Source organism: Halomicrobium sp. IBSBa, assembly GCF_017612575.1.
Lineage (GTDB): Archaea > Halobacteriota > Halobacteria > Halobacteriales > Haloarculaceae > Halomicrobium.
The window spans coordinates 310,304-321,882 of sequence record NZ_JADPQC010000001.1 but is presented as its reverse complement, the minus strand read 5'-3'; the positions used below and the strand labels follow the sequence as shown (position 1 = coordinate 321,882).

The following is an 11,579-nucleotide window of genomic DNA, read 5'->3' as shown; positions in this document are numbered from 1 at the left end:
ATGAGTACTGATAGCAACCTCAACGAGGCAGAAGCCCGCGAACAGCTGCTCGACCTCGCGGCGGACTTCTACGACCAGTTCGCCGAGGGCGACGTGCCGACGATGCAGATTCCCACCCGAACGAAGTCCAACATCGAGTACGACGAGGACAAGGACGTGTGGGTCTACGGCGACCGCTCTTCGACCCGGTCGGCGAAGACCGTCTCCGGAGCCCAGAAGCTCCTGAAAGCGACCTACACCATCGACTTCCTCGCACAGCAACTCGAAGAGGATCGCTCTTCGACCCTGCGTGAACTGTACTACCTCTCGGAGTCCTGGGACCTCGACGAGGCCCAGTTCAACACACAGGACGAGTCGAACAACCTCATCGAGGACTTAGAGATCGTCTCGGAGGTCAAACGCGAGGACTTCCACATGCGCCCCGAGGAGTCCGGCGCGAAGGTGATGGGACCGCTGCTGCTGCGCGAGCAGACCAGGCGGGGCGACCGCGAGATCCACTGCCAGGACGACGTGGGCCAGGGCGGCTACCAGATCCCCAACAACCCAGACACCATCGAGTTCCTCGACAACGACGCCGACTTCGTCCTCTGTGTCGAGACCGGTGGGATGCGCGACCGGCTGGTCGAGAACGGGTTCGACGACGAGTACGACTCCATCGTCGTCCACCTGGGCGGCCAGCCCGCCCGTGCGACCCGGCGGCTGACCAAGCGCCTCCACGACGAACTCGACTTGCCCGTCGTGGTCTTCACTGACGGTGACCCCTGGTCGTACCGCATCTACGGCTCGGTCGCTTACGGTTCGATCAAGTCGGCCCACCTCTCGGAGTACCTCGCGACGCCGGAAGCCCAGTTCATCGGCATCCGTCCGGAGGACATCGTCGAGTACGACCTGCCGACGGACCCCCTCTCGGACTCGGACATCAACGCCCTCGAATCGGAGCTGGAGGACCCACGCTTCCAGACGGAGTTCTGGGAGGAGCAGATCGAACTCCAACTCGACATCGGGAAGAAGTCCGAACAGCAGGCACTGGCCTCGCGGGGACTGGACTTCGTGACGGATACGTATCTGCCTGAACGGCTGACCGAGATGGGCGTCCTCTAGGGACGTGCATCGAGGAGCGGTTCAGGCAGATAGTTGGACGAACGGCTGACCGAGATGGGCGTCCTGTCGCTCGAACGTCGACCAGCGATGCTGTACCTGACACGCGAAAGACTGAGGGACGAGTGCGTGCTGCATCCTCGTAGATGCCCTTTGACCGTCCCCTCTCTAGCCGCGTGAACGGGTGGATCGAGAACCTATCGCGGGGCGGATACGCAGCTCTCACGGGTCTGCTGACCGGGATCGCCGTCGTCGTCGCTGGCCAGGTGATCGGCGGGGACCCCCTCCTCATCGATGCAGTACTGATGGCGCTCGCGATGACTGCCGTCTACTACGCGCTCGATCCGCGGAACTGGTCAGCGTGATCTCGTCGCGATTACGCTTCGACGCCGAGTTCGTCCAGTAGCGTCACCGCTGCGGCGTGTGAGGAGGGCGGCCCTCGTGCGGTGACGAGGTCGCCGTCGACGGTCACCGACGTGTCGGCGTCGAGTTCGGCGTCCCAGACGCCGCCCGCGGCCTCGACCTCGTCTTCGACCCAGTAGGGCAGCTTGCGTCCGTCGGGGAGCAGGTCCTGCTCGTCGACGATCCCCTCCTCCCAGGCGTTGGGGAAGCCGGTGACGTTCCGGTCGGCGACGAGCATGTCGCCGTCGGAGTCGCGGGTGAACGCGAGGATGCCGACGGCGTGACAGACGACCAGCGCCGTCCCTGTCTCGCCCTCGACCGCGGTCCGGAGCGCGTCACGGGCGTGTACGTCCTGGGTCACGTCCCACTCGGCACCGTGGCCGCCGGGGAAGACGACGGCGTCGTAGGCCTCGGCATCGGCGTCGGCCAGCGCGATCGGGTCGTTGAGGCGGTCGTCGCTCTCTGCCACGCTCGTGACGCGTTCGGCGGTCTCCTCGCCGACCTCCTCGGGGTCGATCGATCGCTCGTCGACGACCGGCGGGTTCCCGGTCGGCGTCGCGACCGTCACCTCGACGCCCGCCTCGGTGAGCGTCGTGAGCGGTTCGATACACTCCTCGCCCCAGTAGCCTTCTTCGCTGACGATGAACAGTGCGGTAGTCATGCACCCTCCGTAGGGGTGTGTGGTGTAACCCCCTTTCGGGCGCGGCAGCAAAGTGAGCGACCGAAACGAGGTTCAATGGTCCAGTGCGACCGGAGTCGTTCACTGAGTGGTTCTGTCGGTCGTCGAGATCAGGAAGTGAGTAGACGAGATCGCTGCCGACGGGTTTTTGGACACCGCGCAGCGTTCGCTAAGACGATGCCCTCCACACGCCGTAGCGTGCTCCGCGCAGCTACTGGGCTGTCCAGTCTCACCGTCGCTGGGTGTCAATCCTTTTCCGGCGACTCCGAACCGACCGAGAAGCCACAGACCGATCCCGTGACCGACTACACCGTCGTGACGCTCCGCCGCGCCGACGGCGCTCCCTATCGATACACAGGCAACCGACGATCAGGGGAGTCGCTCGTCGTCGGGTCGAGTGACGATATCGACGCCCTCTCGTTCCCGACCGACGGATCGAAGGCCGACGAGTTCGGTTCGTTCGTCCGGGAGACCGACTTCGAGGAGCGATCCGTCCTGCTCTACCGCCGGCGGGTTTCAGAATGTGATCGCCAGCACGTCGAGAGCGTTTGGCGTCGACCCGGATCGCTGAGTGTGACACTGTGCCGCGAACGCCGGGCGGCAGACGTCGACTGCTCCACGGACACCGAGGTCGAGGTGGGGATCGCGATACGGGTCCCGTTCACGAGCGATCAGTTCGATCAGCCGACAGCGAGCACGAGCAGCGAGTGTACTGACCGGTTCGGCCCCCGGGACACGACGACGGAGGGCGCGTGATGCGACGAACAGTGACCCGCCGCAGGGCGCTGGGAACGACCGGCACGATCCTCGCCGCACTCGCCGGCTGCTCGACTCTCTCGACCGGGACGAGATACGACGAGGAACGGCTTCGTGATATCGCCGAGGAGGCCATTCCGGACCCGTCGATACAGTTCCCTTTTACCACCCCGTCGTCGATGATCGCGTTCCACCGCGACCGCGCGAGGGCGTTCCTCGAACAGGTCCCCGAATCCGTGTCGCTCCCGAACGCGGCCACTGCCAGATCGATCGAGAACGAGCGGTCGGCACTGGCCGACCGGGTCGACAGCGAGAGCCGCGAAGCCGACGACAGCGACGGGGAAAGCGACGAGGATTCGCGGCGAACCCCGCGCGAGAGATTGTCCGACTGGCGACGGAACCGCGTCGAGGCCGCTCGCCTCCTCGGTCGCTACCGGGCGGCGACCGGCGATATCGAACGCTCGGCGCTCCGGGAGCGACGCGACGCGATCCGCTCGGATCGGGCCGACTTCGTCGCCGCTCACGAGTACCGGAGCACCGATCCGACGAGCGCGGTGCACCAACACCTCGTCCTCGAGTCGATGCTCCGAACGGTCACACGGGAACTGGAACCGTACCCACCGTTCCCCGAGGCACCGACCGCCGATCCGGACGAAGTCGGCTATCTCGTCGGTAAGATGGTCCGTGCCGAGGCCACGCTCTCCGACGCCCGGCGGTATCGCGACCAGTTACCCGACGACGGCGACAGCTACCGACCAGCGATGATGGCGACGGCGACGTGGCTTCGCCGCCGTGCCAGGCGGACCGAAACCGCACTGGAACGATATCTGGAACAGGGCGTCTCGGCACTCGACGGCGACGTGTCGGGGACGCCGAGAGAATCGTGGTTCCGCGTCGCCCGCGAGATCGCACGCGACCACTCCAACAGCGAACTCCTCGACGCGATCGGCGAGTCGTCCTACGCCGGTGCCGTCCTCGAAGCGGGTCGCCGTCGAACGGCGCTCTCGACGCTCGAAACCGTCGTCGACGAGATCGAGGGCGGAACGTACGGTGGTCGGCTCTCGATGGCGCAACTGGCGTCACTGCGTGAGCGCGCGGTCTCGAACGTCCAGTCGACACTCCAGAAGCAGGATCGGTTCGGTCGCAGATTGGTCGAACCGGCAGTCGATCGGATTCGGGATGGATCACAGCGGTTGGGCAGCGGTGCATCGCCAGAATCGGTCAACTGTGCCGCCGGCCGGTTCGCTTACGCCGAATATCAGGCTCCGCAGGCGTCGGCGGTCGCAGACGAGGTCCGAAATCTCCTGACCAGCGCTGGGGAATAGGGCGAGCCGATTGGTGTCTCAGTGATCCAGTGCGACCGGCACGCCACGGCCCGCAACGTCGACTGCGAAGGCCTCGTCGTCGCCCTCCAGGGACTCGAAGGTGTTGTAGTGGATCGGCACCACGCAGTCCGGTCGCATCTCCGCCGCGAGGTCGGCGGCGGTGTGGCGATCCATCGTGTAGTTCTTCGCGATCGACGGGACGAACACGTCCACGTCGAGTTCCTCGTGGCCGGGCAACACGTCGGAGTCGCCGGGCCAGAAGACCCGCTCGCCGCCGATCTCGACCAGGAAGCCACAGCCGATTCCCTTCGGGTGGATCGGCGTGCCGTCGTCTTCGACGTTCGGGCCGTCTTCCTCGTTGTAGGCCGGGACGGTCCAGATCGGGCAGTCGGCGGCGACGAGTTCGTCTTCCATGCTCACCTCGACGACCTCGAAGTCGAGATCGGCCGGCCGGTCGAGGTCGCGGTCGGTCGCGTGGACGTCGATCCCCTCGAAGAGGACGACGGTGGCGTCCTCGCTCGCCACCCGGCGGATGCCGTCCGGATCGTAGTGGTGGATGTGAGTGACCAGCACGACGTCGCCGTCCCGCGCGTCGTAGTCCTGTGTCGGCGGGTGGTTGATCCCCTCGACGTGGGGTTCCCACTCGCCCGTGAGGACGCCGTAGCGTCCGGGATCGAAGTAGATCGTCGTGTCGTCGCTCTCGACCCGCAGGGTCGCGTAGCCGAGCCAGTCCAGCGTGAGGTCCTCGAAGTGGACGGTCATGGATCACGGTTCGGCCGAGCGGCGTATAAATGGCCCGTGACGCGGGCGGCCGTTCCTCACACCCGACAGTGTCACCCTTGCTGGGCGGTCAGTCGTTCGATCCGTTCGAGCGTGTCGCCGTCCGCGACGGCTTTGTCCGAGCGGACCTCGACGAACCGCGGGAACCGGAGCGCGTACCCCGACTCGTAGGTCGAGGAGGTCTGGATCTCCTCGTAGCCGACCTCGAAGACGACGGCCGGTTCGATCTCGACGCGCTGGCCGGTCTCCTGGGTGACGTGTGGCTCCAGCAGTTCGGTCAGCGTCGCCAGCTGTTCGTCGGTGATGCCGGTCGCGACGTTGCCGACGGGCGCGTAGCCGTCGTCGGTCCGGGCCGACAGCTCGAAGGTCCCCAGATAGGTCGCTCGCCGTCCCTCGCCCCACTCTGCGCCGGTGACGACGAGGTCGAGCGTCTCCACGTCGGGCTTGCGTTTGCGCCAGTGTTTGCCCCGCTTGCCCGGCGAGTACGTCGAGTCTGGATCTTTCAGCATGATCCCCTCGTGGCCGGCGGCCAGCGCCTCGTCGGCGATGTCCTCGATCCGTCTGGTGTCGTCCGCGAGCCAGCACGTCGACCGGATTGCGTCGGCGTCGCCCAGCACCGCGTCGAGCGCGTCTCGTCGGTCGACGAGGGCGGTGTCCAGCAGGTCACGACCGTCGGCGTGGAGGCAGTCGAACGCGTGCAGGCGAACGCCGACGTTCTCGCTGGCACGGGCCACGTCGTGTTTGCGCCGGAAGCGTCGCAGCACCTCCTGGAAGGGGAGCGGATCGCCGTCGCCGTCGACCGCGACGACCTCGCCGTCGAGGATCACCGGACCGTCGACGGCGTCCTCGACGGCCGACACGACCTCCGGCAGCGGCTCGGTCACCTCCTCCATGTTCCGAGAGAACAGCCGGACCGTCTCGCCGTCGTAGTGGACCTGGACCCGAGCGCCGTCGTACTTCCACTCGACCGCTGCGGTCTCCCAGTCTTCGAGGGCCTCGGTCACGGTACCGGCCTGTGCGAGCATCGCCTTGACCGGCCGGCCGACCGTCAGTTCGAGGTCGGCCAGCCCGTCGGCCCCCTCGTCTCGGGCCACCCGGGCGACGTTCCCGTAGTCGTTGGTGACCTGTAGCGCGCGCTCGACGGCGTCGACCGGCGCGTCGAAGGCCGCCGCGATGGCGTCGCGCACCGTCCCCTCGCCGACGCCGATCCGCATTTCCGAGAGGACGATCCGGGCGAGATAGCACGCCTCCTCGTTGCTGGCGCGGTTGAACAGGCCAAACAGCGTCTCCACTTTCGTGTCGCGGCTGCCCGAACCGCTGGCCGACGCGATGGCCGCGAGTTCGTCCGCCACCTCGGCGACGGTCAGCGGGGACTGCGAGCCAGCGCCGAAGGCAGCAAGTCCCTGCTGGCCGCCCAGGTCGAGGTCGGCGGCGACGGCACCGATCTCGCCCACGTCCGCGACGCGGCCCTCGATGTCGTCGACGGCGACGTTTCGGCCCGCCGCCCGCGCCAGCGCCTCGTAACACAGCTTCGGGCCGATGTCGAGCTTCGTCGCCTCGTAGGCCGGGAACACCCGTCCCTGCACGAGCCGTGTGAGAATCGGGAGGTCGTCACCGGCGTCTGCGAGCAGCCCGGTCACCAGCTCGGTCGTCGCGATGTCGGCGCTCTCGCCCTCGATCTCGGCCGCCGTCGCGGCGAACTCGGCGAACTCCATTACCGGAGGCTACCGATCCGGCGTCGCAAACACCCTTCGATGCGCGTCGGCTACTCGACCGTGACCGGTACGGTGACGAACTCGCCTTGTCCCGGCGCGGGATAGGGCCGGTCTCGCTCGAAGCCGCCGTAGTTCAGCACTCGATCGCCGTCGGTGTCGAGATGCGCCACGACGACCAGCGAGTCCCGCCGCTCGACCGGGCTGTCGAGTTCGATCGTCACGTCCTCGTGGGTGCCGGCGACGAGATACGCCGACTGGCCGACGATCTCGCCGCCGGCTTCGTCCTCGTAGACGACGACGTAGCCGCCGTCGGACAGCGAGGCGGAATCGACCGTGATGCGCTCCTGTCCGGCGGCGGGACTGTCGACGGTCAGCGAGGCCACCGGCGAGGACAGCAGGAGGAACACCACGTAGGCCACACCCAGCATGATCGCGGCGTGTTTGGCCCCGTCTCTGAGCGACCCCTCGCCGAGTTGCCCGCCGACGAAGCCGGTAAACAGCGCCTGGATCAGCGCCGTGTGGAAGAACACGAGCGTGTACGCTGCCTTGTCGACCTGGCCCAGCCGCGCGAACTGATCGACGTTGACGCCCAGTCGCCCCGTGTTCTCGGGGGTCGGAACGCTGGAAGGCAACGCCGGCACGAGCACCTCCTGGACCGACGCGATGATGACCAGGAAGACGAGAAAGGAGATGTAGATGACGACGAGGTAGGTGAGCATCTCCTGGCGGCGCTGGCGGCGCAGCCGGTGGTCAGAGCGGGCCTGATCGGCGGCGATCCGCAGGATCGGCCCCATCTTGCCGCTCGATCGCATGGCGTTGATCAACAGCGTGACCACCCGCGACATCGAGGTCGTCCTGATCCGGCGGCCGAACCTCGTCAGGGCGTCCTCGACGTTGGCACCCATCGTCACGTCCGCCCAGATCCGGTCGACCTCCTCGCTGAGTGCGCCCACGTCCGTCCCGCGGACGCGCTCCAGGCTCTCGACGACCGTCATGCCGGCCTCGTTGAGACTGGCCAGCCGTTCGAGCAGCTCCGGCGTGGCAGCCTCGATCCGGCGGATTCGCCGGGTGTACAGCTCCCGCGCGACCGCGAACGTCGCCAGCACGAACAGGAGCGACTGGATCAGGACGTCGTCGAGGACCCGGAGGTTGACCGTCCCCGTCTCGAAGGCCGCCGGTGCCCGGAGCGCGACCGCGAGGACGGCGACCGGCACCGTGACGTAGAGCACCCGAGAGGGGTTCCAGAGGAACGTCTCGACCGGCGAGGTGACGAGGCGCTTGACCGTCGCGATCCGGTCGTAGACGGCCAGCTGGCGTCGCTCGATGGAGTCGGCGTAGCCGCCGTCGGTCGCCGTCGACCCGCCCGAGTCGGTCGGTTTGGCGAACGTCGTCGTCGCTCGCCGATCGAGGAGCGTGGTCGTCTTGTTGTTCCCGATGCCCAGGATCGCCAGCCGCTGGCCGAGGTACAGCATGAACCCGGCGTTGGCGAGAGGGATCATCAGGTAGCCGACCATCTGGATGAACACGAGCGTGTCGCTCAGGGTCAGGCCGAACACGAGCAGGATCGTGATGAAAAAGAGCACGGCGGCGACCAGCACCGTCACGTACGCCTCTGCGACCGTCGCGAGGTGTTCGAGGATCTCTTCCTGGCGGCGCTCGCTCTCGTCTTTCGTCCGCTCGTACTGCTCTCTGAGGAACGTCGAGAGGCTGCGCCCGCTCTGGAGGACGCTCGCGAGGTTCTCGGCGAACGTCTGGAAGTCCTCGCTGGGCGTCCGACCGGCCATCCCCCTGACGGCGGTGATCATGTCCTGGCCGAACAGGTCCATCTGCCTGACCGCGACCGAGACCTCCTCCGCGCTGGCCCCGTAGATCTCGCGGTTGTCCGAGAGCGTCCGCAACGCCTCCGGGAAGGAGACGCCGCCCCGCGAGAGGGCATAGAGGAACGCGAGGGTCCGTCCCTGTCCCTCGTCGATCGCTCGCTGGCGGACCGCGGCCCGGCTTCGGGGCAGCTCCCAGCGCAGCCAGTACGTCAGCCCCGCGGCCGTCACGCCGGTGATCACGCCCCCGCTCAGCAGGATCAGCAGGATCTCACGCTGGGTCAACACGAGTTCGAACCCGCGGATCCCCAGCGCGTTGACCATCGTCCGGGGCAATCCCATCATGAGGTCGACGATCCCCGGAATCGCCAGCAGGAGTCCGCCGAACAGGTAGACTCCGGTGATCGCGCCGCCGAGCGCCGAAAGCGCCGTGTACAGCAGCGTCCGGGCGGCGTAGGTCCGGTAGGTGTACACCACGAACGCCGACTTCAGGAGGCGGTCTCGGTCCTCCGATTCCGGGACGTACCGCCCGAACAGCCGTCGGCTGAACCGTGTCAGCGACGTGTCGAACGTCTCGTCGAGCATCGCGAGCGCGACCACACACAGGATCGCGATGACCACGAAGACGGGGAGCGTCCCCAGTGGATTGAGTTGCATGTCAGGGTGTCGCGTCGAGGTCGACCTGGTCGATCCGCTCCATCACCGTCTCGCTGTCCGCGTAGTACTTGTTGACCATCGCGGTAAAGCGCCGGTAGTCCGTGATCGACTCCGCCTGAAGGTATCGCAGGAACCGCTTTCGATCGTCCATCTCTCGGAGCAACTCCGACTGGCTCCAGCCCCGTTCGCGCCTGATCTCGTCCAGCAGATCGCTGTTGGAGTCCTCGAAGTAGTCCTCGTCGGCCTGCCAGGCGTAGGCGTTGGAGTAGTCGAGTTCCCCGGTCCGCTGGTCGATTCCCTCGATCTCGGCGAGGGTCTTGGCCCGCCGGACGCGTTCCCCGCCCGAGCGGCCAAGCACCTGCACACAGAGGATGTCGAGGCTCTGGACCATGGGTCGTGGCACGTTGATCGGCTCGTTTTCCAGCCGGTTGATCACCGTCTGGACCGAGTCGGCGTGCATCGTCGAGAACGTCGTGTGCCCCGTGTTCATCGCCTGAAAGAGGGTGATCGCCTCTTCGCCGCGGACCTCGCCGACGATGATGTACTCCGGGCGGTGGCGCAGCGCCGACCGCAGCAGGTCGTACATCGTGATGTCCGACTCGTCGAGTCGCTCCCTGGTCACCGACGAGAGCCAGTTGTCGTGGTACAGCGACAGCTCGCGGGTGTCCTCGATGGTCAACACCTTCGATCGGGGCGGAATGAACATCGAGACGGCGTTCATCGAGGTCGTCTTGCCCGCCGCCGTCCCCCCGGCGAAGATCAGGGACTTGTTGGACTCGATGGCCAGCCAGAGGTAGGCCAGCATCTCGACGGAAAAGGTCCCGTAGTTCAGCAGGTCGATCGGCGTGAAGGGTTCGTCGGCGTACTTCCGGATGGTGAACGCGGAGCCCCGGGGCGTGACCTCCTCGCCGAGTGCCAGCTCGATCCGCGAGCCGTCGGGCAGCGTCGTCGAGACGACGGGCTCGGAGACGGAGACGTGTCGGCCCGACCGCTGTGCGAGCTGGATCACGAAGTCGTTCAGCTCGCCCTCCTCGTAGACGACGCTGGTCTCGATGTCGGTGTACGCGTCGTGGTACGCGAAGATCGGCAGGCCGGTCCCGTCACAGGAGATGTCCTCGATATCGGGGTCGTGCATCAGCGGGTCGATCCGGCCGTAGCCCAGGAAGGACCGATAGAGGTAGTACAGCAGCCGGTAGAACGTCTCGGGCTCGACGACGACGCCGTACTCCTCGATCCGGTCTCGCAGCGCCGCGGCCAGCGCCGCCTCGGGGTCGTCGCTCACGTCCTCGCGGTAGATGAGCGGACCGCGGATGTCCTCGAAGAGCCGATCGAGCAGATCGCGCTCGAACTCGTCGAGCGAGGGTTCGACGACCTGGTAGAACTGTTCGTCGGCCTCGGGATCGTGGTTGATCGAGGCGAAGGCGAAGGGCGCGTTGAGCCAGTAGCGGTCGATCTCGTCGTACTGCTCGGGCACCGTGTACTCGACCAGTTTGCCGTGGCGCTGTGGATCGTAGTTTGTCGACGGGACGGCCGCGCCGCTGAGCATGCGAGCCGTCCGCGAGAGCCAGTCGCGCACGCCCGACAGCGGCGTCGAACTCGATCCGTCGTGCTCTATCTCGTCGCCTGCCATCGCTCGATACCGTGTGGAATCGTCTCACGATACTTCGCCGACGTACTTAAATGAGCCCCTCCAAGTATTGCGAACTGAAATTCCGTGGGCCGGCGGCGTCACTCCTCGCCGACGCCCTCGTCGTCGGTCCGGTCGACCGTCAGCAGGAGGGTGCCAAACACGAGCGTCAGCACGGTGCCGACCGGGATCGTGATCGGCTGGCGGTCCCAGAACAGGAGCGTCGCGGCGGCCAGCCCCACGCCCAACAGTGCCAGCAGCGCGCCCTGGAGCCGGACTGGGTCGACCGGCATCGCCGCTTCGTGGGCGTCCTCGTCGACGTAGTAGGCGACACTCAACGCCAGCGGAACCAGCGAGAGGACTGCGGCCCCGACCCACACCCAGCTCGCCGTCGTCAGAGTCTGGTTGAACGCCGGTGCCTCGACCACCCAGAGGAACGGCCGCTCTTGCTCGCCGAAGGAGATGCCGAAGATGTACTGCAGCCGAAAGTAGAGGAACCGGATGACGACGACGGTCACCTGGCGACCGCCGACCTCGATCGGCAGGACGGCCCCCGACCACGGCAACAGCGCCACGAGCCACGTCGACAGGACCGCGAGCTCCGGCGCGTACTCGGACTTGACCCAGGCCATGCCCGTCACCGCGTCCCACTGTGGATTATAGCTGTCGGCTCCGTCCGAACCCGTGTGTCGTGGTACCAATCGCCGTTACGTTCTTTGCCAA

At 66.7% G+C, this 11,579-nt stretch carries 10 protein-coding genes; 4 read left to right on the top strand and 6 right to left on the bottom strand.

What is annotated here, in order from left to right; genetic code table 11:
- Both IL252_RS01755 and IL252_RS01750 read left to right on the top strand, forming a co-directional pair.
- Positions 1-1,101 carry a DNA topoisomerase IV subunit A gene (locus tag IL252_RS01755; protein ID WP_015763675.1) on the top strand — a complete coding sequence of 367 codons (1,101 nt, stop codon included), beginning with the start codon at positions 1-3 and terminating at the stop codon, positions 1,099-1,101.
- Positions 1,102-1,244: 143 nt separating this feature from the next.
- The gene (locus IL252_RS01750; protein WP_208626237.1) at positions 1,245-1,463 is read left to right on the top strand and encodes a hypothetical protein; all 219 of its coding nucleotides are present in this window, start codon (positions 1,245-1,247) and stop codon (positions 1,461-1,463) included.
- Positions 1,464-1,474: 11 nt separating this feature from the next.
- On the opposite strand, the gene IL252_RS01745 is transcribed toward IL252_RS01750, so the two are convergent.
- The gene (locus IL252_RS01745) at positions 1,475-2,161 is read right to left on the bottom strand and encodes a DJ-1/PfpI family protein (RefSeq protein ID WP_208626234.1); all 687 of its coding nucleotides are present in this window, start codon (positions 2,159-2,161) and stop codon (positions 1,475-1,477) included.
- 195 nt (positions 2,162-2,356) lie between these two features.
- Between IL252_RS01745 and IL252_RS01740 the strand changes: the two genes are divergently transcribed.
- Together IL252_RS01740 and IL252_RS01735 are read left to right on the top strand one after the other, a co-directional pair.
- Positions 2,357-2,935 (top strand): hypothetical protein, encoded by a 579-nt coding sequence (locus IL252_RS01740; RefSeq protein ID WP_208626233.1) that lies wholly within the window; start codon positions 2,357-2,359, stop codon positions 2,933-2,935.
- Positions 2,935-4,260 carry a hypothetical protein gene (locus IL252_RS01735; RefSeq protein WP_208626230.1) on the top strand — a complete coding sequence of 442 codons (1,326 nt, stop codon included), beginning with the start codon at positions 2,935-2,937 and terminating at the stop codon, positions 4,258-4,260. Before IL252_RS01740 ends, IL252_RS01735 begins: the two co-directional genes overlap by 1 nt.
- An 18-nt stretch (positions 4,261-4,278) precedes the next feature.
- Here IL252_RS01735 and IL252_RS01730 read toward each other — a convergent pair whose 3' ends face one another.
- From IL252_RS01730 to IL252_RS01710, 5 genes are all read right to left on the bottom strand, one after another.
- Positions 4,279-5,022: an MBL fold metallo-hydrolase gene (locus IL252_RS01730; RefSeq protein ID WP_208626227.1), complete on the bottom strand. Its 744-nt coding sequence runs from the start codon at positions 5,020-5,022 to the stop codon at positions 4,279-4,281.
- Positions 5,023-5,093: 71 nt separating this feature from the next.
- On the bottom strand, positions 5,094-6,755 hold the full coding sequence (ligA, locus tag IL252_RS01725) for an ATP-dependent DNA ligase LigA (RefSeq protein WP_208626225.1): 1,662 nt from the start codon (positions 6,753-6,755) through the stop codon (positions 5,094-5,096).
- 50 nt (positions 6,756-6,805) lie between these two features.
- Positions 6,806-9,229 carry a type II secretion system F family protein gene (locus IL252_RS01720; RefSeq protein ID WP_208626222.1) on the bottom strand — a complete coding sequence of 808 codons (2,424 nt, stop codon included), beginning with the start codon at positions 9,227-9,229 and terminating at the stop codon, positions 6,806-6,808.
- 1 nt (position 9,230) lies between these two features.
- Complete coding sequence (locus tag IL252_RS01715) at positions 9,231-10,859, bottom strand: type II/IV secretion system ATPase subunit (RefSeq protein ID WP_208626219.1); 1,629 nt, start codon at positions 10,857-10,859, stop codon at positions 9,231-9,233.
- Positions 10,860-10,957: 98 nt separating this feature from the next.
- Complete coding sequence (locus IL252_RS01710) at positions 10,958-11,488, bottom strand: hypothetical protein (RefSeq protein WP_153553776.1); 531 nt, start codon at positions 11,486-11,488, stop codon at positions 10,958-10,960.
- Between the last annotated feature and the right edge of the window lie 91 nt (positions 11,489-11,579).